The 21466-nt window shown below is 70.9% G+C and carries 20 protein-coding genes; 8 read left to right on the forward strand and 12 right to left on the reverse strand.

What is annotated here, in order from left to right:
* Position 1 precedes the first annotated feature (1 nt).
* From hemB to hemE, 7 genes are all read right to left on the reverse strand, one after another.
* Positions 2 to 988: a porphobilinogen synthase gene (gene hemB / locus E2F48_RS16675; RefSeq protein ID WP_133405074.1), complete on the reverse strand. Its 987-nt coding sequence runs from the start codon at positions 986 to 988 to the stop codon at positions 2 to 4.
* Positions 985 to 1857, reverse strand: coding sequence for a uroporphyrinogen-III synthase (locus E2F48_RS16680; RefSeq protein WP_133405075.1), 873 nt, complete (start codon positions 1855 to 1857; stop codon positions 985 to 987). Before E2F48_RS16680 ends, hemB begins: the two co-directional genes overlap by 4 nt.
* Positions 1858 to 1862: 5 nt before the next feature.
* Positions 1863 to 2807, reverse strand: coding sequence for a hydroxymethylbilane synthase (hemC, locus tag E2F48_RS16685; RefSeq protein WP_133405076.1), 945 nt, complete (start codon positions 2805 to 2807; stop codon positions 1863 to 1865).
* A complete protein-coding gene (locus E2F48_RS16690; protein ID WP_133405163.1) occupies positions 2807 to 3961 on the reverse strand; it encodes a ferrochelatase in 1155 nt (384 codons plus the stop codon). Before E2F48_RS16690 ends, hemC begins: the two co-directional genes overlap by 1 nt.
* A 44-nt stretch (positions 3962 to 4005) precedes the next feature.
* A complete protein-coding gene (gene hemQ, locus E2F48_RS16695) occupies positions 4006 to 4731 on the reverse strand; it encodes a hydrogen peroxide-dependent heme synthase (protein ID WP_133405077.1) in 726 nt (241 codons plus the stop codon).
* 72 nt (positions 4732 to 4803) lie between these two features.
* Positions 4804 to 6279 (reverse strand): protoporphyrinogen oxidase, encoded by a 1476-nt coding sequence (hemG, locus tag E2F48_RS16700; protein ID WP_133405078.1) that lies wholly within the window; start codon positions 6277 to 6279, stop codon positions 4804 to 4806.
* 2 nt (positions 6280 to 6281) lie between these two features.
* Positions 6282 to 7343 (reverse strand): uroporphyrinogen decarboxylase, encoded by a 1062-nt coding sequence (gene hemE / locus E2F48_RS16705; RefSeq protein ID WP_133405079.1) that lies wholly within the window; start codon positions 7341 to 7343, stop codon positions 6282 to 6284.
* 183 nt (positions 7344 to 7526) lie between these two features.
* Here hemE and E2F48_RS16710 point away from each other — a divergent pair, with 183 nt between their 5' ends.
* Positions 7527 to 8915 (forward strand): glutamyl-tRNA reductase, encoded by a 1389-nt coding sequence (locus E2F48_RS16710; RefSeq protein WP_133405080.1) that lies wholly within the window; start codon positions 7527 to 7529, stop codon positions 8913 to 8915.
* 129 nt (positions 8916 to 9044) lie between these two features.
* Here the strand turns inward: E2F48_RS16710 and moeB are convergent, their stop codons facing one another.
* Positions 9045 to 10241: a molybdopterin-synthase adenylyltransferase MoeB gene (gene moeB, locus E2F48_RS16715; RefSeq protein ID WP_133405081.1), complete on the reverse strand. Its 1197-nt coding sequence runs from the start codon at positions 10239 to 10241 to the stop codon at positions 9045 to 9047.
* A gap of 106 nt (positions 10242 to 10347) precedes the next feature.
* Here moeB and E2F48_RS16720 point away from each other — a divergent pair, with 106 nt between their 5' ends.
* Both E2F48_RS16720 and E2F48_RS16725 read left to right on the forward strand, forming a co-directional pair.
* Complete coding sequence (locus tag E2F48_RS16720) at positions 10348 to 10968, forward strand: TetR/AcrR family transcriptional regulator (protein WP_246019218.1); 621 nt, start codon at positions 10348 to 10350, stop codon at positions 10966 to 10968.
* Between the two features lie 47 nt (positions 10969 to 11015).
* The gene (locus E2F48_RS16725) at positions 11016 to 11240 is read left to right on the forward strand and encodes a DUF3107 domain-containing protein (protein WP_133405083.1); all 225 of its coding nucleotides are present in this window, start codon (positions 11016 to 11018) and stop codon (positions 11238 to 11240) included.
* Between the two features lie 41 nt (positions 11241 to 11281).
* Here the strand turns inward: E2F48_RS16725 and E2F48_RS16730 are convergent, their stop codons facing one another.
* Complete coding sequence (locus tag E2F48_RS16730; RefSeq protein ID WP_133405084.1) at positions 11282 to 12016, reverse strand: ferritin-like fold-containing protein; 735 nt, start codon at positions 12014 to 12016, stop codon at positions 11282 to 11284.
* A gap of 124 nt (positions 12017 to 12140) precedes the next feature.
* Between E2F48_RS16730 and E2F48_RS16735 the strand changes: the two genes are divergently transcribed.
* The 3 genes from E2F48_RS16735 (at position 12141) to E2F48_RS16745 (ending at position 16472) form a co-directional block, all read left to right on the forward strand.
* Entirely contained in the window at positions 12141 to 13643 is a 1503-nt protein-coding gene (locus tag E2F48_RS16735) for an RNB domain-containing ribonuclease (RefSeq protein WP_133405085.1), read from the forward strand.
* 243 nt (positions 13644 to 13886) lie between these two features.
* Positions 13887 to 15593 (forward strand): DEAD/DEAH box helicase, encoded by a 1707-nt coding sequence (locus tag E2F48_RS16740; RefSeq protein WP_133405086.1) that lies wholly within the window; start codon positions 13887 to 13889, stop codon positions 15591 to 15593.
* A 6-nt stretch (positions 15594 to 15599) separates the two neighbouring features.
* Positions 15600 to 16472, forward strand: a complete 873-nt coding sequence (locus tag E2F48_RS16745; RefSeq protein ID WP_133405087.1) for a DNA-methyltransferase — start codon at positions 15600 to 15602, stop codon at positions 16470 to 16472.
* A 15-nt stretch (positions 16473 to 16487) separates the two neighbouring features.
* On the opposite strand, the gene E2F48_RS16750 is transcribed toward E2F48_RS16745, so the two are convergent.
* Positions 16488 to 17330 (reverse strand): PHP domain-containing protein, encoded by an 843-nt coding sequence (locus E2F48_RS16750; protein ID WP_133405088.1) that lies wholly within the window; start codon positions 17328 to 17330, stop codon positions 16488 to 16490.
* A gap of 83 nt (positions 17331 to 17413) precedes the next feature.
* Between E2F48_RS16750 and E2F48_RS16755 the strand changes: the two genes are divergently transcribed.
* Entirely contained in the window at positions 17414 to 19045 is a 1632-nt protein-coding gene (locus E2F48_RS16755) for an aminopeptidase P family protein (RefSeq protein ID WP_133405164.1), read from the forward strand.
* 134 nt (positions 19046 to 19179) lie between these two features.
* Here the strand turns inward: E2F48_RS16755 and E2F48_RS16760 are convergent, their stop codons facing one another.
* Positions 19180 to 20064 (reverse strand): YflT domain-containing protein, encoded by an 885-nt coding sequence (locus E2F48_RS16760; protein ID WP_133405089.1) that lies wholly within the window; start codon positions 20062 to 20064, stop codon positions 19180 to 19182.
* A gap of 142 nt (positions 20065 to 20206) precedes the next feature.
* Complete coding sequence (locus tag E2F48_RS16765; protein ID WP_133405090.1) at positions 20207 to 20566, reverse strand: hypothetical protein; 360 nt, start codon at positions 20564 to 20566, stop codon at positions 20207 to 20209.
* An 88-nt stretch (positions 20567 to 20654) separates the two neighbouring features.
* Here E2F48_RS16765 and E2F48_RS16770 point away from each other — a divergent pair, with 88 nt between their 5' ends.
* Complete coding sequence (locus tag E2F48_RS16770) at positions 20655 to 21332, forward strand: winged helix-turn-helix transcriptional regulator (RefSeq protein WP_133405091.1); 678 nt, start codon at positions 20655 to 20657, stop codon at positions 21330 to 21332.
* The last annotated feature ends 134 nt before the right edge of the window (positions 21333 to 21466 follow it).

Below are 21466 nucleotides of genomic sequence, written 5' to 3' on the forward strand. Positions count from 1 at the left end.
TTCAGCTGCGGGTTTCGTTGAGCCAGAGCGCCAGCTCCGAGGCCCAGTAGGTCAGGATCATGTCGGCTCCGGCCCGGCGGATGCCGAGGACGGACTCCTCGATGGCGCGGCGCCGGTCGATCCAGCCGTTGGCGGCGGCCGCTTCGATCATGGCGTACTCCCCCGAGACCTGGTAGGCGGCCACCGGGACCGGGGACATCGCGGCGACGTCGGCCAGGATGTCGAGGTAGCTCATGGCGGGCTTGACCATGACCATGTCGGCGCCTTCCTCGAGGTCCAATTCGACCTCGATCAACGCCTCGCGCCGGTTCGCAGCGTCCATCTGGTAGGTGCGCCGGTCGCCCTTGAGCTGGGAGTCGACGGCCTCCCGGAAGGGGCCGTAGAAGGCCGAGGCGTACTTCGCCGAGTACGCCAGCACGCCAGTGGTGGCGTGTCCGGCGGCGTCGAGGGCCTGCCGGATCACGGCGACCTGCCCGTCCATCATGCCCGAGGGGCCGAGCACGTGCGCCCCGGCGTTGGCCTGCTCCACGGCCATCTGCGCGTAAACGGCCAGGGTGGCGTCATTGTCGACCGACCCGTCCGGGGCGAGAACGCCGCAGTGCCCGTGGTCGGTGAATTCGTCGAGGCACACGTCGCTCATGACCACGAGGTCGTCGCCCACCTCGGCGCGCACGTCGGCGATGGCGCGGTTCAGGACGCCGTCGGGGTCGATCCCGGCGCTGCCGGTGGCGTCCCGGCGGGCCGGGATGCCGAAGAGCATGATCCCCCCGACGCCGAGGCTCACGGCCTCGGCGGCGGCCCGCCGGAGGGTGTCGGTGGTGTGCTGGACGACGCCGGGCATCGAGGAGATGGGCGCGGGCTGGGTCAGGCCCTCGCGGATGAAGGCCGGGAGGATGAGGTCGGCGGGGCTGAGCCGGTGTTCAGCGGTCAGCCGGCGCATCGCCGGGGTGGTGCGCAGCCGGCGCGGCCGGTGCTGGGGGAAGCTCATGGGGTGACTCCGTTCGTCGACGATGGTGGTGGCGGGGCGACGGCGCCGGCGACGGCGTCGGCGACGCCGCGGGGGGTCGGTGCGTTGGCGGTGGCGGCAAGCCGAAGCCCCAGTCGGGCGGCCTCGGCCGCCGTGCTGGGTCCGATGGCGACAGCGGCCAGACCGGTGGAGGGTGCGCCCTCCAGCAGCGTGAAGAACCGGCGTGCCGTGCTCGGGGAGGTGAGCACCACGGCGTGGACGCCGGCGGCCGCCAGCAGCCGGTAGGCGGCGGCGTCGAGCACGGCCGGCGCGGACGGCGGCGGCGGCTCGGGCTCCGAGAGGCGGAGCGCGGGATCGGCCGGGTAGTCCACGGTGCGGTAGGCCTCGATCCGGTCCACCCGCCACGCCCTGCCGGCGAGGCCGGCGTCCAGCACGTCGTCGGCCAGGGACGCCTGCGGCAGCAGCAGCGCCCCGGGTCCGGGGGGAAGTTCGGCGAGCAGGCCCTGCGCGGAGCTGTTCAGGGCGGTCAGCGACACCGGAACCCCGGCGCGGGACAGGGCGGCCGCGGTGGCCTCCCCGACCGCGGCGGTCCGGGTGCCGGCGGGCACGGCGCCGGCCAGCGTTGAGCCGGTGCGCCGGGCGCAGGCTTCGAGGGCCATGACCGTGGTGGCGCTGGTGACCACGAGCCAGTCGTACCCGCCCGCAGCCAGCCGCTCCAGGCCCCGTTCGAGCGGGGCGGGGTCGGCGGGCCGCTCAAAGTCGATCAGCGGCAGGCAGAACGGGAGCGCCCCGCGCCGGGCGAGTTCCTCCCCAAAGTCCACCGACCGGCCCGGAGTGCGCAGCAGGACCACCCGGAGGCCGTCGAGGTCCTGGCTGTCGGGCAACTGCATGGTCCTCAGGCGCTGAGGGGCGCGATCCGGGCAGCCCCCGCCTCGAGAAGTTCCTCGGCGAGGGACACTCCGAGCCGGGCGGCGCCCTCGGGGCCCTCGTTGGGGGCGGAACGGCTGCGCCGGAGCAGGTGGCGCCCATCGAGGCTGGCCACCACCGCCTCAAGGGTCAGCGTGTCACCCTGCACCGATCCGAGCGCCCCGATCGGGGCTGAACATCCGGCTTCGAGCCGCAGCAGCACCGCGCGCTCGGCGGTGACGGCTGCCCGGGTCTCGGCGTGGTCGTAGGCGGCCAGGGCGGCGCGGAGGCCGTCTTCCTCGTCACCGGTCCGGAACTCCACGGCCAGGGCGCCCTGCCCGGGAGCGGGAAGCATGACCGCCGGATCGATGTACTCGGTGATGGCGGCGTCCCGGCCCAGCCGGTGCAGGCCCGCGGCGGCGAGGACCACGGCGTCCAGGTCTCCGGGACCCGTCTCGGCGCCGGCAACGCGGCCCAGCCGGGTGTCGACGTTGCCGCGGATGTCAACGACCTCGAGACCGGGACGGGCGGCCCGGAGCTGGGCGGCCCGGCGCGGCGAGCCGGTGCCCACCCGGGCACCGTCGGGCAGGGTGGCAAGGGTCAGGCCGTCGCGCGCGCACAGGGCGTCGCGGGTATCGGCCCGCTCGGGCACGGCGGCGACCCGCAGCCCCGGGGCGGGGGTGGTGGGGAGGTCCTTCAGCGAGTGCACGGCGAGGTCGCACCGGCCGTCGAGCAGCGCCTCGCGCAGGGCCACGACGAAGACCCCGGTGCCGCCCATCTGGGACAGCGGCCCCTTGAGGACGTCGCCCTCGGTGCGGATCCGCACCAGTTCATAGTCCCGCCCCGCCAGTTCGGCGACCCGCTCGGCGACCGTCGTGGTCTGGGTGAGGGCCAGGGCGCTGCCCCGCGTCCCGACCCGGATTCCGGAAGACATCAGGATCCGGGATTGGGAAGGGGCGTTCCCACGGTCGAATCCACTGCGGCGATCGTCGGCTTCTCACCCCGCCGGTTGGCGCAGCAGTTCGGCCGGCAGACATCGAACCAGGGGCCCAGCGCGGTGGCCGCGGGCCGGTCGGCGATGTTGTTCTCGATGGTGCGCTCGGAGACGAGGTCGATCAGCCCGGCGACGAACTTTTCGTGGGTGGCGGGGGTGGGCACCCGGTCCGCGACCAGATCCAGCTCGCGGCAGGTCTCCAGAGCCTCCGTGTCGAGGTCCCAGGCCACTTCCATGTGGTCGCTGACGAAGCCCAGCGGCACGATCACGACCCCGCGGACGCCGGCGTCGGCGCGTTCGCGCAGCGCGTCGTTCACGTCGGGTTCGAGCCAGGGGATGTGTGGGGCGCCGGAACGGGACTGGTAGACCAGCGACCAGTTCACCCCTTCGGCTTCGGGGATGCGGTCGAGGACCGCCTGGGCGGTGGCGAGGTGCTGGGCGACGTACGCGCCGTCCTCGTAGGCGGGGCCGCCGTCGGCGGCGCGGGGGCCGGAGGCCTCGGCGTCGCCGGTGGGGATCGAGTGGGTGGCGAACATGATGTGCACGGGCGCATCCGCCTCGCCGCGCCCGGCCAGGGAAGCGCGGACCTTCCGGAGGCCTTCGGTCACGCCTTCGACGAAGGGCTCGACGAAGCCGGGGTGGTCGAAATACTGCCGGGTCTTGTCCACTTCGAGCAGGCCTTCGAGCCCGGTCTCCACCAGGGCCATGCCGAGGTCCTCGCGGTACTGGCGGCAGCTCGAGTAGGAGGAGTAGGCGCTGGTCGTGACGGCCAGAATGCGCCGGTGGCCGGCGTCGTAGGCCTCACGCAGCGTGTCGGCGATGAACGGGGCCCAGTTACGGTTGCCCCAGTACACGGGAAGGTCGATGCCGCGCCGGCGGAGCTCGGCCTCCATGGCCGCCCGCAGCGCGCGGTTCTGTCCGTTGATCGGGCTGATCCCGCCGAACGCGCGGTAGTGGTGGGAGACTTCCTCGAGGCGCTCGTCGGGGATGCCGCGCCCGCGGGTGACGTTACGCAGGAAGGGGAGCACGTCGTCCTGGCCCTCCGGCCCGCCGAAGGAGGCGAGGACGATCGCGTCGTAGTTCTTCGGGACCATCCGGCCGGCTTCGTCGACGCCGTCGAGCGGGTTGAAGGTCTGGGTCACTGGAGAACCTCTGCGATCTCTTCGGGGGTGATGCGCCGGCCGGTGTAGAACGGGACTTCCTCCCGCACGTGGCGGCGCGCTTCGGTTTCGCGCAGGTGGCGCATCAGGTCGACCAGGTCAACCAGTTCGGGGGCCTCGAGGGCGAGGATCCACTCCCAGTCCCCCAGCGCGAAGGAGGAGACGGTGTTGGAGATGACCTGCGGGTACTGCCGGCCCTTCATGCCGTGGTCGTAGAGCATTTCACGGCGTTCCTCGGTGGGGAGGATGTACCAGTCGTAGGAGCGGACGAAGGGGTAAACACAGACCCACTCCGCCGGCTCGACGCCCCGGGCGAACGCCGGGACATGGCTCTTGGAGAACTCGGCGTCCCGGTGGACACCCATGGCCGACCACGCGATGGAGGTGCCGGCAAAGGGTTCCGACCGGCGGATCCGCCGGACCGCGGCCTGCAGGTCCTCGGGGCGCGGACCGTGCAGCCACACCATTACGTCGGCGTCCTCGCGCATGGCCGATACATCGTAGAAACCGCGCACCGTGACCCCGTTGCCGAGGGTGCCCAGGACCTCCGTCAGCGGCAGGCCCGCGGCGCCGGAGCTTGAGCCGGCCCGCCGGAAGACCGTCCACAGGGTGAAGAACTGCGGCGTCTGCGGCTCGTCACCGGCGCTTTCTGAGGGTTCGGAGGAGGTGGTTGGGGAGACCCGGTCGCCGGTTAGCTCGCTCATGCTACTAGTCTGCCCCCTGCGCTGGAGCAAAGAAAATCTCGATGTTCTACAAGACGTAGAAAGTAATGAAGATCACAGTGGATCGCCCTGCGGCCCTTCGGGGAGGCCCAGTTCGGCTGCGAGCGCCCGCGCCCGGGCGGTGGCGTCATCGATGACCGACACCAGTCCGGTGCCGGCGAGCCAGCCGCCGGTGACCTCGAGTGCCTCGAGCGGGCCCACCGCCGCCCGAAGCCTGGCCACGCGGTCACGGTGCCCGACGGCGGCGTGCGGAAGGGCACCGGCCCAGCGTACGACGTCCCAGGCGAGGACGTCGGCGGCCTCGAGGCGGACCCCGAGCAGCGCCGAGGCGTCGGCGAGGGCCTGCCGGAACAGGTCCTCGTCTCCTGTTGAGGCACCGGAATCCGCCGGGTTGTCCCCGGCCCGGCCGTAGGAGACCCGCAGGATGTGCGACCCCGGGCCCGCCTGCTCACGCAGCCATTTCCATTTGGCGGTCGAGTGGGTCAGGGCCTTGGCCTGGACGCCCGCCACGCCGCGGGCCACCAGGACGCCGGTGCCGCGGGGGCTCGCGTCGAGTTCGGGCTGGTCGACGATCAGGGTGACCAGCGCGACGCCGGGCACGGGGTCGGGGCGTTCCACAGCGGCCTGCGGCAGCACCCCGGCGAGCAGGTCGACGGCGCCGGGCCCGTCGGCGGCCAGCACGACGGCGGAGGCGCTGACGCTGCGCTGGAGGGTCGAATGTTCGGTGGACACGGTCCACCCGCCTCCGGGTGCGCGCCGAAGGGCTCGGACGGTTTCGGAGGTGCGCAGGTCGGCCCCACCCTCCCGCAGGGAGGCGACGAGGGCATCGCGCAGCCGGACCATGCCGCCGCGCAGCCCGGCGACCGCGGAGCCGGCGGGTGCCGCCTGCCGCAGGGCGCCGGCGGCCGCACCCAGGGAGCCGAGCCGTGCCATGGCCGGCCGCAGCCCCGGGGCGACGGAGTCGACGTCGAGCGTGTCGGGGTCGGCGGAGAAGACTCCCCCGGCGACGGGGGCCACCAGTCGGTTCAGGACCTCCTCGCCCATCCGGGCACGCACGAGTTCGCCGAGGCTCACGCCCGGGCGGGTGGCAAGGGCGCCCGGCGGCAGCACCTTGTCGAGGGCGGCGCGCAGCGCTCCGGTCCGCCCGATCAACGCGGCGGTACCCGGGTCGGTGGGGTCCGCCGGAATGCCGAGGACGCCCGAGGCGGGCAGGGGGTGGGCGCCGGCCGGGAGGTCCCGCGCCGGCAGCTGCACCCACGCCCCGGGGGCGTCCGGGGTCACGATGAGGTCCTCGAGGCCGAGTTCGGCCGCTAAGGCGGGCACCGTGTCGGAGCGGGTGGAGAAGGACTCGGCGCCGCTGTCGAGGACGAATCCGCCGAGTTCGCGGCCGCCGAGGTTGCCCCCGAACCCGTCCGAGCGCTCAAGCACGGTGACCTGCGCCCCGCGCTGCATCAGCACGCGCGCCGCGACCAGGCCGGCGACGCCACCGCCGACGACGACGACTGCCGGACGCGCGCTGCCCTCAGCCATGGTCAGGGCTCCACCGAGTGGATCAGCTTCACCACGCGTGTCAGCACGTCCGGGTCGGTCTCCGGCGGCACGCCGTGGCCGAGGTTCACCACGTGCCCGGGCGCGGCCGCCCCGGCCTCGAGCACGGCCCGGACGTGCTGTTCGAGCACCGGCCAGGGGGCGCCGAGCAGGGCCGGGTCGATGTTGCCCTGAAGCGGGACGGTGCCGCCCAACCTCCGGCTGGCCTCCGCCAGATCCAGCCGGTAGTCGACGCCTATCACGTCGACGCCGACGTCGTGCATGGCTCCGAGCAGCTCGGAGGTTCCGGTGCCGAAGTGGATCAGCGGGGCCCCCAGCCCGCGGACGGCATCGAGGGCCCGGGCCGAGGCGGGCGCCGCGTACGTCCGGTAGTCGGCCAGTCCGAGGGAGCCTGCCCATGAGTCGAAGAGCTGGGCAGCGCTCGCGCCCGCCTCGAGCTGGGCCCGCAGGAACCGCCCGGAGGCATCCGCCGCCCACTCGGCCAGCGCCTGCCAGGTCTCGGGGTCGGAATGCATCATGGTGCGCGGACCCAGGTGGTCGCGGGAGGGCTTGCCCTCGACCATGTAGGCGGCCAGGGTGAAGGGCGCCCCGGCGAAGCCGATCAGGGGGGTGCTGCCCAGTTCGGCGACCGTCAGGGCGACCGCGGCGCGGATCGGATCGAGGGCCTCGTCGGTGAGGACGGGAAGGGCGGCGACGTCGGCGGCCGTGCGGACCGGGGAGCCGAGGACCGGGCCGACCCCCGGGACGATGTCGACGTCGACCCCGGCGAGCTTGAGCGGAATCACGATGTCGGAGAAGAAGATCGCGGCGTCCACGTCATGGCGGCGGACCGGCTGGAGGGTGATCTCGGCGGCCATCCCCGGGTCGAGGCAGGCCTCGAGCATCGCGGTTCCCTCGCGCAGCGCCCGGTACTCCGGCAGGGACCGTCCGGCCTGGCGCATGAACCAGACGGGACGGCGGGACGGTTTCCGCCCGCGGTAGGCCGCGATCAGCGGGGAATCTGCGGTGCGGCCGTCCACCAGCGGGTGGGATGCTCCAAGGGTCATACCCTGATTCTGCCCAAGATCCCGGGCGATGGTTAACCGGTGGGCGTTCCGGTGGGCACCCGGGTGGCGAAAATCACGTACACCCCGCCCCGTGGAATTCCGCGGAAGTCCAGTGAAATCAAGCCCGCACTTAGGGTTTCCTATTACCATCCGCAACCATCGGCTCGCTATGCTTGGAGAGCTGTGGTTCTACTTTCTCTCGTTGCGACTCACTCGAATGTGGACCTGGAAACCGTTGCCCGCCTGAGCGTGGGGGCGCCCCAGGTTCCTTCAGCCGTGCTCGCGGACGACCGCCCCGTGTCCGGCGCCGTGGTGCTCTCCACCTGCAACCGCTTCGAAATCTACTTCGAGGCCCCGTCCGAAGAGGACGTCGAGGCCGCCCGCTCCGCCATCATCTCCACCATCAGCAGCTACTCCGGCATCCCCGAGCCCTCCGTGTCCTCCGCCTTCGTCACCAAGAAGGGCGGCTCGGTCGCCAAGCATCTCTTCGCGGTGGGGGCCGGCCTCGATTCCGCCGTCGTCGGTGAGCGCGAAATCGCCGGCCAGGTCCGCCGCGCCCTGATCGAGGCGCAGGCCTCGGGGGCGGCAAGCAAGGGCCTCGTGCGCCTCTTCCAGGCCGCCTCCCGCACGGCCAAGGACGTCGGGGCCCGCACCGTCCTCGGCAGCGACGGGCGCTCCATCGTCTCGGTGGCGCTCGAACTCGCCGGGGATATCTCCGGCAGCGCCGACTGGTCGCAGAAGTCGGTCGTCCTCTTCGGGACCGGCGCCTACGCCGGCGCGACCATGGCCCTGCTCAACGAGAAGAAGGCCGGCGAGGTCGCCGTGTTCTCCTCCTCCGGACGCGCCGAGACGTTCGTCGCCTCCCGCGGCGGCCGCGCCCTCGATTCGGACAGCCTCACCGGGGCGATCCGGGAGGCCGATGTAATCATCGGCTGCAGCGGCAGCGACGCCCGCATCGAGGCCACGGACCTCGCATCGATCCGGGAGGGCTCCTCGAGCCCCCTCGTGGTCATCGACCTGGCGCTGAGCCATGACTTCGATCCCGCCGTCGCCAATCTCGACAATGTCGAGCTGATCACCCTGGAGTCCGTCCGGCTCGCCGCGCCCGAGGAGCAGGCCGAGACCCTGCGCCAGGCCGGTGAGCTGGTGCAGCAGGCGGCCGACGACTTCGAGGAGCAGCAGAACACGAGGGCCATGGACGCCGCGATCGTCGCCCTGCGCAAACACACCCAGCAGGTGCTCGACGCGGAGATGAAGCGGGTGCGCTCACAGCACGGGTGCACCGCCGCCGCCGAGGAGGTCGAACTCGCGCTGCGCCGGATGGTGCGCCAGCTGCTCCACACCCCCACCGTGCGCGCCCGCGAACTCGCCGCGGAGGGACGCCAGGACGACTACACCGCGGCGCTCGAGGCCCTCTACGGCATCGACCTGCGTCCCGCCGCCGAAGCTGAGGCCCCCGCGGCGCCGTCCCGCCCCGCGCTGCACCCGGCCGGCGTGCCGCACCCGGCCGGCAGCGGCGACCCCGCGCAGTGTCCGGTCAGCCACGAACCGCCCGCTGCCGCCTCCGCCTGACCGCGCGGCGCGGTGCGTGCTCCCTGTGGCGCCCGGCCCGCACCCCTGGTGTGAGCCCCCTGAGCCCCCGGTGGGATCCGCCTGGCGTGAACCCTGGCGCGGGAACCGCGTGGAGGCCGGCCACGCCGGTCAGTAGACGGGCTGGCCCGGTTCGATCGCCGACACCCAGGCCAGGATGCCGCCGTCAACGTTGAAGACCTGCCGGTGCCCCTGGCTGCGCAGGTGGCGCACCACCTCGGCCGAACGCTTGCCGGACTTGCAGTGGACATAGACCGGCCGTGACGGTTCCGGGGTGTATCCGCCGGCCAGCACCCGGTCCTTCGGAATCAGCTGCGCGCCCTCGATCCGGACGATGTTGTACTCCCCGGGTTCCCGAACATCGATCAGGTCGAACGTCTCCTCGCCGCGTTCCCTGCCGCCGAGCAGCTCCGCGAGCTCCCGCACCCCGATCGACGGCACCTCCTCCTCGGCGGTCGGCGCCAGTCCGCAGAACGCCTCGTAGTCCATCAGGGCCGTCACCGGAGCGGCCGTGGGATCCTTGCGCACTGTGATCTCCTGCCAGGACATGTCGAGGGCGTTGAAGATCAGCACCCGGCCCAGCAGGGTCCTGCCCACCCCGGTGATGAGTTTGACCGCCTCGGTCCCCATGAGGGAGCCGATTGAGGCGCACAGGACGCCGAGGACCCCGCCCTCGGCGCAGGAGGGGACGGACCCGGGCGGCGGGGCCTCCGGGTACAGGTCCCGGTAGCCGGGGCCGTGCTTCTCCCAGAACACGCTCACCTGCCCGTCGAAGCGCAGGATCGACCCCCACACGTAGGGCTTGCCGAGCAGCGCGGCGGCGTCGTTGACGAGGTAGCGGGTGGCGAAATTGTCGGTGCCGTCCACCGCGAGGTCGTACCCACCCAGCAGCTCGAGGGCGTTGCGGGAGGTCAGGCGTTCGGGATGCAGGACCACCTCGACGAGCGGGTTGATCTCGGCCAGGCTGCGCTGCGCGGAGGCGGCCTTGAGGTCCCCCAGGTCGCCCACCCCGTGGATCACCTGCCGCTGCAGGTTTGAGATTTCGACGGTGTCGTCGTCGACGATGCCCAGCGTGCCCACGCCGGCGGCGGCGAGGTACTGCAGGACGGGCGAGCCGAGCCCCCCGGCCCCGATCACCAGCACCCTGGCGTTCTTGAGCCGCCGCTGCGCCTCCAGGCCGAACTCGGGGATCAGCAGGTGGCGCGAGTAGCGGACCATCTCCTCGGCGGTGAGTCCGGGGTGCGGATCGACCAGCGGCGGCATCGGAGGAAGCCCCGGTCTGCCGGTGGCCCGGCGGTGTGCGCTCATGCCTTCAATGTATGCCCGCACCGCCTGCGCTGCCAGCCGAATCGGTCCCCGGGAGCGCCGTAGGTAAACTGAACCGAACGGAACTCCAGAACGAAGGTTGCAGGTTGTGAGCGCAGAGGCTTCACCGAATGGAAAAGCGCTGCGGCTGCCGCGCGACGAGCGCCGCCGCCAGCTCCTGAATGCCGCGCACGAGGTCTTCGTGGCCCACGGTTTCCACGGCGCCGCGATGGACGACATCGCCGAGGCCGCGAAGGTCAGCAAGCCGGTGCTGTACCAGCACTTTCCCGGCAAGCGGGAGCTCTACCTGGCGCTGCTGGAGAACCACCTCGCAGAACTCACCAATCTGCTCATGGAGGCGCTCCGCTCCACCGGGGACAACAAGGTCCGGGTGCAGGCCACCATGCGCGCCTATTTTTCCTTCATCGCCCGTGACAGCAAGGCCCACCGGTTGGTGTTCGAGTCCGATGTCAGCAACGACCCCGAGGTCAGCGCCCGCCTTGAGGCGTTCAACGCCCACTTCGCCAATGCCATCGCCGAAGTCATCGCCGAGGACACCCAGCTGTCGATGGTGGAGGCCACCCTGCTCGGACGCGGACTGGCCGGCATGGCGCAGATCAGCGCCCGGTTCTGGCTCGAAACCCACGGGACCCTCGACATCGAGACGGCCAGTGAGCTGATCTACCGTTTAGCTTGGCGCGGAATTAGTCGGTTCCCCAAGGAAATCTAGAGTAGGTTTCCAAGGGCTAAAGATTCACTACACAGGAGGCACCCGCCGTGGAAATTAAGATCGGTATTCAGAACGTCAACAGGGAGATTGTTCTGGAGTCCTCCGAAACCGCCGAAGCGATTGCGGAGGTGGTCGCCTCGGCGATGAACGGCGGCTCCGAACTCCGGCTCACCGATTCGAAGGGCCGCACGGTGATCGTCCCGTCGACGGTCCTGGGGTACGTCGAAATCGGCGCCGAAGAGCAGCGCCGCGTCGGCTTCGGGGCTCTCTAGGGCCACCTCCCGCCCCGGCCCGCCACCGGCGGGCCGGGCCCTCAGGCCGTCAGGCCCAGGGCGCTCATCCGGCGCGAATGGTTCCGTGTGAGCTGGGCAAACAGCGCCGTCGTATGGGCGGCCGGGTCGGCCGTGTCGGCGAACAGCAGCCCGCCGAGGAATTCACGCTCAATGCCGATCCGCTGGGCCTGGGTCAGGGCCTCCCCCACCAGCCGGCGTCCCCACAGGGCCAGCCGCGAGGCGAGCCGGGGATCGTCGGCGAGCGCCTCCTTGAGGAGCCGCCCGAGCAGCGCGGTGTCGTCGTCGGCGTCGATCCTGCCGATCAGCCCCCGGGTCTCCGTATCCAGCCGGTCTGCAAGGGCCCGGTAGAAATCGCCGGACATCGCATCGATCACGTACGCCTTCATCAGGGACTCGAACCAGTCAGCGGGCCGGGTCCGCTCGTGGAAGGCATCCACTGAAGCCACGAACGGCGCCATCGCCTGCTCCACGTCGATCCCCCGGGCTGCGAGGTGGCTGCTGACCAGCTCGAAGTGCGCGAACTCCTGCACCGCCAGGCGCCCGATCCCGGCCCGGTCGGCGAGGGTCGGGGAGAACCTCGCATCCGAGGAAAGCCGTTCGAATCCGGATAGCTCCCCATAGGCGATGACCCCCAGCAGATCCGCGATGAAGCGGGCGTAGCGGGGGTTCTGGACCCGGTCCGGGTCGGCTGCTGCGGAGGAGGTTTCGGCTCCGTCGGGGCCGGGCTGAACGCCTTCGTTCGTGCGGTTGTTCATTCTCCTAACACTACAGAAGGCCCGCACCTGCCGGGCCTCCCTCCCCGCGCCGCCCGGTGAAGCGGCGCCGCACCCTCCGAGCCGTCCCCTCCCGGCGCCGCAGTGCGTGTATTACGGTGAGCGTGTGCCGTATTTGCATCCGGGTCTCGGGGACAGCGCCTCACAGCAGCACCTCGCCGTTGCCCTGAAGGCGCTGCGGGACGAGCTTGAGCTGCGGACCGTCTTCCCTCCGGAGGTCCTTGCGGAGGCGGAGGCCGCGGTCGCGGCCTACGAGTTCCCGGCCGAGGACCTCACCGGCCTGGACTTCATCACCATCGATCCCCCCGGCTCGATTGACCTCGACCAGGCCGTGCACCTGCAGCGCCGGGGTGCCGGCTACCGCGTCTGGTACGCCATCGCCGACGTCCCGGGCTTCGTCCGGCCGGGCGGGGCCGTCGATACGGAGGCCCGGCTCCGCGGCCAGACCGTTTATGCCCCCGACGGGCGGATCTCCCTCCATCCCGAGGTGATCGCCGAGGACGCGGCCAGCCTCCTGCCAGGGGTGGTCCGCGGTGCATACGTCTGGGAGTTCGACCTCGATTCCTACGCCGCGGTGACCACGGCGTCCGTGCGCCGCGCCTCCGTCCGCAGCCGCACGCAGCTGACCTATGCGGAGGTCGAGGAACACCTGCGCTCGGGCGGAGCGCCGGAGAACCTGGTGCTGCTGCGCGAAATCGGCCTCAAGCGCATCGACCTCGAACTTCAGCGCGGCGGAGCCAGCCTGAACCTGCCCGCCCAGGAGATCGGCTTCGAGCGGGGCCGCTACTTCCTCATGACCGCACCGGCACTGCCCTCGGAGGACTGGAACGCCCAGATCTCACTGATGACCGGGATGGAGGCCGCCAGGATCATGATCGAGGGACGCATCGGCATCCTGCGCACCATGCCGGCACCCGACGAGGCGGCGCTGGCCAAGTTCCGCAGCCAGGCGGCGGCCTGCGGCAGGGCGTGGCCGGAGGGGATGGCCTACGGGGGCTTCCTGCGGAGCCTTGACACCGACCGGCCCGAGCAGCTGGCCCTGATGCATGCCGCCGCATCGCTGTTCCGCGGCGCCGGGTACACCGCCTTCGATGGCGAGGTGCCCGACGCGGTGGTGCAGGCCGCGATCGCCGCCCCCTACGCGCACACCACCGCACCTCTGCGCCGCCTGGTCGACCGGTTCGTGCTGGTGATCTGCGAAGCCCTGTGCGCGGGGCGGCCGGTGCCCCGGTGGGCCCGGGAGGCCCTGCCCGATCTGAATTCCCTGATGGCCACGGCGAATCAGGTCTCGGCCCGGATGGAATCCGGGGCCATGGACGCCCTGGCGGCGGCCCTGCTGAGCGACGACGTGGGCAAGGACTTCACCGCCGTGGTGCTGGCCGGTTCGCGGCACAGCAACGGGGACGCCGGGCCCCGCACCCGCCCCTCCGGCACGGTGCAGCTGATCGATCCGGCGATCGAGGCGAAGTGCTACGGGGAGCTGACGGCGGGCACCCTGGTCACGGTGCGGCTCGTCGAGGCCGATACCGCCCGCCGCGTCGTGCGTTTCGAGCTGGCCGCACCCGCCGCCGCGGGCGGCCTGCCCGTTTCCGCCGCGCCCTCGGGGTAGACTGGCCTCGTAGTAATGGATGCCCGGTCGTTATCGACATACCCCGATGACCCGCAGTACCTACTCGGTCCCGAGTTTTTCCCAGCCGGCGCTGGCGCTTCAACCGCCAGCCGGCACGCAGTTGCAAGCCCGCGATCGGCTTCCACTGGACGCCCTGCGCCTCCGATACGCTCCGAGCTGGATGCCAACCCCAGCTACCCGTCGAGCCTCGGTGGCCGCTCGGCCTTAATGAACGGTATGTAATTGAACACTGAGAACAGCCCGGTTGCGGATTCGCACCACCTCCTTGCCGATAACAGCGACGACGCCATCGACGTCGAGGACACGCTCGTCACCACCGAGGAGCCCCACAAGGAGGTCCCCGAGACCTTCGCCGACTTCAACGTCCGCCCCGACATCGTGGAGTCGTTGGCCGATGCCGGAATCCTCCACCCCTTCCCCATCCAGGCGATGACCCTGTCGATCGCCCTGGGCGGCCATGACATCATCGGCCAGGCCAAGACCGGAACCGGCAAGACGCTTGGTTTCGGCATCCCCGCCCTGCAGCGTGTCGTCGGCCCCGACGACGCCGGCTACGACAAGCTGCCCGTTCCGGGCGCACCCCAGGCCCTCGTCGTCGTGCCGACCCGCGAACTCGCCGTCCAGGTCGCCGGCGACCTCACCACCGCGGCGAAGAAGCGCAACGCGCGCATCGTCACCATCTACGGCGGCCGGGCCTACGAGCCGCAGATCGAGGCGCTGCAGCGCGGCGTCGAGATTGTCGTCGGCACCCCGGGCCGGCTGATCGACCTGCACCGCCAGAAGCTCCTGGTGCTCAAGAACGTCAAGATCGTGGTGCTCGACGAGGCCGACGAGATGCTCGACCTCGGCTTCCTGCCCGACGTGGAGACGCTGATCGCCGCCACGCCCCCGGTGCGCCAGACGCTGCTGTTCTCCGCCACCATGCCTGGCCCCGTCGTCGCCATGGCGCGCCGCTACATGACCCAGCCCACGCATATCCGCGCCGCGGATCCCGAGGACGAGGGCATCACCAAGAAGGACATCCGCCAGGTCATCTACCGCGCCCACAACCTCGACAAGGCTGAGGTCGTCGCCCGGATCCTGCAGGCGCGCGGCCGCGGCCGGACGATCATCTTCACCAAGACCAAGCGCACCGCCGCGAAGCTCTCCGAGGAACTCATTGACCGCGGCTTCGCCGCCGGCGCGATCCACGGCGACCTCGGCCAGGGCGCGCGCGAGCAGGCCCTGCGCGCCTTCCGCGGTGACAAGATCGACGTCCTGGTCGCCACCGAGGTCGCGGCCCGCGGCATCGACGTCGAAGACATCACGCACGTGATCAACTACCAGTGCCCCGAGGACGAAAAGGCGTACCTGCACCGCGTGGGCCGCACCGGCCGCGCCGGCAAGAAGGGCACGGCCGTCACGTTCGTCGACTGGGACGACGTGCCCCGCTGGGGTCTGATCAACAAGGCCCTCGGGCTGGACTCGCCCGAGCCGATCGAGACGTACTCCTCCTCGCCCCACCTGTTCACGGACCTCGACATTCCGGAGGGGACGAAGGGGCGGCTGCCGCGCGGTGCCCGCAAGCTGGCCGGCATCGACGCCGAGGTGCTCGAGGACCTCGGCGAGACCGGCAAGAAGGGCCGCACCGGCGGCGCGCCGACCGGCCGCGGAGACGGTCAGCGCCGTGACGGCGCCCGCGGCGACGGCCAGCGCAGCGAGGGCGGGCGGAGCCGTTCGCGCTCCCGCTCCGGCGGCCGGGGTTCAGGTTCCGCCGACGAGGGCAGCGAGGCGCAGGGCACCCGCCGGCGCCGTTCACCGGCTGCCGGGGAGGGCACCGCCGACGCGGCCGCCCCGTCGGCCGCCGCCCCCGAGCGTCCCCGCCGCACCCGTACCCGCCGGCGCAACGGCGAGGTCGTCGCCCAGCCCACCCGCGGCTCGGAGGAGTAGCACCCGATGACGGAACCTGCCTGGACCCCGGGCGGCAGCAACCTCGTGGTCCACGCAGACAACGCCGCCTACCTCCCGACCCTGCCCGACGGCGCCTTCACCATGATCTACGTCGACCCGCCCTTCAACACGGGTCGGGCCCAGCGGCGTCAGCAGCTGAGCATGGTCCGCAATGCCGACGGCACCGGGGACCGGGTCGGGTTCAAGGGGATGAGCTACTCCACGGTCAAGGGGATGCTCGCCAGCTACGACGACGCGTTCGAGGACTACTGGGACTTCCTCGCGCCGCGGCTGGCCGAGGCGTGGCGCCTCCTCGCCGAGGACGGCACGCTGTACCTCCACCTTGACTACCGCGAGGTGCACTACGCCAAGGTGATGCTCGATTCACTGTTCGGCCGCGAGTGCTTCCTCAACGAAATCATCTGGGCCTACGACTACGGGGCCCGCGCCAAGCGGAAGTGGCCGGCGAAGCACGACAACATCCTCGTCTACGTCAAGGACCCGGCCCGGTACCACTTCAACAGCGCCGAGGTGGACCGGGAACCCTACATGGCGCCGGGGCTGGTGACCGCGGAGAAGGCCGCACTCGGCAAGCTGCCCACCGATGTCTGGTGGCACACCATCGTCTCGCCAACCGGGCGCGAGAAGACCGGTTATCCGACGCAGAAGCCAGAGGGCCTGCTGCGCCGGGCGGTCGCCGCGAGCAGCCGCGAGGGCGACTGGGTCCTCGACTTCTTCGCCGGATCCGGAACCCTGGGCGCCGTCGCCGGAAAGCTGGGACGCCGGTTCGTGTGCGTCGATCAGAACCCGCAGGCCGTGGAGATCATGCGCAGGCGCCTGGCTCCCTACTGCGAACCGGCCGGACGCAGCAGCGCGTAGCCGCCGGCGCCTGCCCTAGCGGACGCGGTGGCCGCCGGCGTGCTCGATGATGCGGTCGAGGGTCTCGGGCGCCGTCACGTTCTCCCCGAGCAGATTCGGCTTGCCCGCACCGTGGTAATCGCTCGAGCCGGTGATCAGCAGGTCGTGCTGGGCCGCGGTGCGCCGGAGCGCTGCCCGCGCGTCCTCGGGGTTGTCGCGGTGGTCGATCTCCAGGCCGAGCAGCCCCGCATCGATCATCTCGTTCAGGACCGCGCTGCCGATCACCCGGCCCCGGGCGAAGGCCGACGGGTGGGCGAAGACCGGCACGCCGCCGGCGCTGCGGATCAGTTCGACCGCCACCGCCGGATGTGGTGCATAGTGCCCCACCCAGTACTTGGAGCGCACGGTGAGGATCCGCTCGAACGCCTCGGAGCGGTCGGCGACGATCTTCAGGGCGACGAGCGCGTCCGCGATGTGGGGGCGCCCCACTGTGGCCCCGTCGGCCACATGGTCCTCGACCAGGTCCCAGCTGATGGGGAAATCCTCGGACAGCCGCTCGACCATGCGCCGCGCGCGGCTGAGGCGCGCCGCCCGCGATTTTTCGATCTCCGCGAGCAGGCCGGCGTGGGTGGGGTCGTGCAGGTAGGACAGCACGTGCACGCTGATGCCGGTGTCGCTCTGGCACGAGACCTCCATTCCCGGGATGAAGCGGATCCCTTCCGCCGAGGCCGCCTCCGCGGCCTCCGCCCAGCCCGCCGTGGAATCGTGGTCGGTCAGCGCGACGGCGTCGAGCCCGGCACGCCGCGCCGAACGAATCAGCACCGCGGGGCTTTCCGTGCCGTCGGAGATGTTGGAGTGCGTGTGCAGGTCGATTCTCACCAACCCAATCTACGCCAGCAGACGTGGATTCCCCCTTCCTTGAAGGGGCGGCCCGCACTTCAACACGCGCACGCCCCGGCGCCATGTTTGGCCGCCCGCGGGACCGGTGGGACCATGGACCAGTGAGTACAGCAGAGAATCCTCAAGCGTCCCAGCCCGAGCCCGGGGCCACCCCGGTCACCCCCGAAGACCAGCCGCTGTCGAGCCGCAACGAGAACCGGTCCCAGCGTCCGGACTCCGAGGCGTTCAAGGCCTTCATGGCCGGCAGCTGGGCACCCACCGACACCGCCCTGCCGGAGAAGGCTCCCGTGGCGGACTTCGCCGCGCAGCGCCGGCGCGCAATTTCGGAGCAGTTCCCGGGTGAGCGCCTCGTCATTCCGGCCGGGCCGCTGAAGGTCCGCTCGAATGACACGGACTACCGTTTCCGCCCGCACTCCGGCTTCGCCCACCTGACCGGCCTCGGCCTGGACCACGAGCCCGACGCGGTGCTGGTGATGGAACCGGTCGGCGAAGGAACCGGTGACGACGGCGGCCACCACACCGCCACCCTGTACTTCCGCGAACTGGCCGGCCGGGACAGCTCGGAATTCTATGCCAACGCGCGCTACGGCGAGTTCTGGATCGGCCCGCGCCTGTCCCGCGCCCAGGTGTCATCCCTGCTGGCCCTCGAGACGGCCGACCTCGACGGCCTCGAGACGGCCGTGACCAAGGACGCCGGCGTGCCGCAGATCGGCGGCATCAGCATTCGGCTCCTCCGCGAGGTCGACCTCAATGCCGATGCGCTCGTGGACACCTCCCGCATCAACACCGGGGTGGACCTGGAGAAGGCGGACGCCCTCGACGCGAAGCTCGCCGAGGCGCTCTCGGAGCTGCGCCTGATCAAGGACTCCTGGGAGATCGAGCAGCTCCAGGCCGCCGTTGATGCCACCGTCAACGGCTTCCATGAAGTGGTTCGCCAGCTCCCCCGGGCCATCTCCCACCCCCGTGGCGAGCGCGTGGTGGAGGGTGCGTTCTTCACCCGGGCCCGGGAAGAAGGCAACGACCTCGGCTACGACACGATCGCGGCCTCGGGCAACAACGCGACGGTGCTTCACTGGATCCGGAACAACGGCCGGGTGTCGGCCGGGGACCTCCTCCTGCTCGACGCCGGCGTTGAAGCCGAGAGCCTTTACACCGCCGACGTCACCCGGACCCTGCCGGTGAACGGCACCTACTCCGAGGTGCAGCGCCGGATCTACTCGGCGGTCCTCGAGGCCGCCGACGCCGCCTTCGCCGCGGCCCGGCCCGGAGGCAAGTTCCGCGACATCCACACCGCGGCCGTCACCGTCCTCGCCGAGCGCCTCAACGACTGGGGCCTGCTCCCGGTGCCGCTCGAGGAGGTTCTCGCCCCAGAGGGCCAGCAGCACCGGCGGTGGATGCCCCACGGCACCAGCCACCACCTCGGAATGGACGTGCACGACTGCGCCCAGGCGCGCCGGGAACTCTACCTCGACGGGGTGCTCACCGAGGGAATGGTGTTCACTATCGAGCCCGGGCTGTACTTCAAGAACGAGGACCTCTCGGTGCCCGAGGAATACCGGGGCATCGGCGTCCGGATCGAAGACGACATCCTCATGACCAAAGACGGTCCGGTGAACCTCAGCGGCGCCCTGCCCCGCGATCCCGAGGACGTTGAGGCCTGGATGGCCGGCATCTACAGCCCGACCGGCGAGTAGGCGCGCCGGCGGCGACAAAGCGTCCGGGAATGCGACAGAGCCCGGCACCCATGGGGTGCCGGGCTCTCTCGCGTGCCGGGTGCTGCTCGTGCCGGCTCTCCACCGGCGGCTGGGCCGAGGCGCTCCGCCGGGAGCTACCGGCCGTCGCGGGGAGGCTCAACCCTCGTCGAGCCATGCTGGCCCGCCTCCCCGGCCGGCCCGTCCGAAACCGGTCCCTCCGGCTCCGCGGCCGGAGGCTGCACGCCGGCCGGACCCTCGGCGCGGGGGACCTCCTCCTGGACGGGGGTGTCGACCCGGATTCCGTACTGGGGCCTTCCATCGGGCAGATCGGGATACTTGCCGCGCCGGGGTCCTGCCGGATCTCCGGGCGCACCGCCGGGGCCGGCCGGTGCGGGTGTGCCGGCGTCGGGCCCGGCCGGGCCGGGCGTTACCTCGGGACCGGGGACGCCGCCCAGCGGGGCGGGAGGCTGATAACCTCCTGCGGGCCGGTCCCAGCCGCCGGCCGGACCGCCGGGATGCAGCGCCTGGCCGTTCATGGGAAGCTGCTGGAGCCGGCGGCGCGCCTCCCCGGCGACCGAGGGGTCGACGATCACGTCGTAGCTTGTGGCGATGACCTGGTTCGTGGAGGTGAAGTCCCGCTTCCCCCGCTGGAACGCGTAGGTGATGACCCCGAAGAGAAGCCAGAACATCGCACCGAGCGCCATCGAGGAGAGGACGCTGGTGAAGGGTTCGCTGCCTCCGAAGAGGGTGAGGATCAGCCCGACGAAGAAGCCGAACCAGGCGCCGGTGGCCGCACTGGCCAGGGCCACCCGCGGGTAGCTGAGCCGTCCGGTGACCCGCTCCACCGTCTTCAGGTCGTTGCCGATGATGGAGACGCGTTCCACCGGGAACTTGTTGTCGGCGAGGTAGTCCACCGCCTTCTGCGCTTCGAGGTAGGCCGTGTAGCGGCCCACCGTTTCACCGCGCGGCAGAGCGCGGCCTTCGTCACGGGAAGGGGTGCGTCCAAGTACATTCGCCATGGGCCCATTGTTCACCACATCCGGACGCCCGGGATGGAGTATCGCTTGCAGTGAACTCGCGCCTCGGCCGCCGACGAGCCGCAGGCGGTGGTGGGATGCCCCGGCGGGCCGGGACGGTGCTTCCGCCCGGGCCTCATGCGCGCTACGCGGCGTGCGCTAAGACCCGGTCGGAGGGGCCGGACTTTTCGCCGGCGGTCAGCGGAGTCAGAAGGAGTGAGGTCTGCTCCTCGGTGAGCAGCTCCGGACAGCTGAGCGCCAGGTGGGCCATCGCGAGTGCGGCAACCATCCAGTAGGTCCCCTCGACCCGCCCCATCGTTCGCGTGACCAGTGCCCGCAGAGACGGCATGTCGACACGGTCCGTTCGGGAGGCGAGGCGTACCACGGTGCTGTTGAACGAGGTGTGGGACTGGACCATTTCATAGCTTGCGGCCGCGGCCTGAAGACGCTCCGGCGTCCACTCGATTCCGAAGATCCTCTCCAGCGGTGTTGGTGACTTCTCCATGATTCGCCTCCCATACAGCATGATCCTTTGCTAGGATCGAAAAATCTTATTTCCATACCAACCCGTGCGGTTGCGATATAATTCCTGCATGGCACAGAGAACTTATGACGACTCGTGCGGAGCGGCCCTTGCGATGGACGCAGTCGGCGAGCGGTGGTCGATGCTGGTGGTTCGTGAGCTGCTGCTCGGACCCAAGCGCTTCAGCGACCTGCGCGCCGGCCTGCCGAACGCCAGCCCTAATGTCCTGAGCCAGCGACTGAAGGAACTTGAGGCCTCGGGCCTGCTTCGGCATGTGAAGCTCGGGCCCCCGGCAAGCGTCTCGGCCTATAAACTCACCGACAGCGGGCGCCAGCTCGAACCGATCCTCCTTGAGCTCTCGCGGTGGGGCTCGAGGATTTCGCACCGGCCGGAGAAGGGCATGAGCACCGACGCTTTCATGCTGATGCTCAAGGCCCTCTACTTTCCACCCGAAGGATCCCGGTTCGACGCAAGGATCCGGATCCGGGTCAACGGGGACCAGTTCACCGTGGTGGTGACCCCGCAGGCCATCGACGTCAGCCGGTCCGGCGCGGGAACCGTGGACGTGGAGGTGACCGGGGATGTCCTCGCCCTCTGGGACCTGATCTTCAGCGGCGAGACCGTGCCCGAGTCGCTTGCGTCCGAACGGATCACCGTGGAGGGGGACGCCGGGCTGGCTGCGGAGTTCTTCACCCTGTTTTCCGTCGCCCCGCCCGCGGTGCTCTCACCCGTGCCGGTGGGCGGCTGACGAAGGGACCTCCCCATCGACGGGGCACTGCCCCGCACGCCGGGCCGAACCTTCAGAACCGGCGGTGCGTGCCGGAAAGCCCCGGGACGGTCCCCGCGCCGATGAAACTGTCACCAAGTACACCGGATCCCGCT

The sequence above is a fragment of the Arthrobacter crusticola genome, from assembly GCF_004357995.1.
GTDB lineage: Bacteria > Actinomycetota > Actinomycetes > Actinomycetales > Micrococcaceae > Arthrobacter_D > Arthrobacter_D crusticola.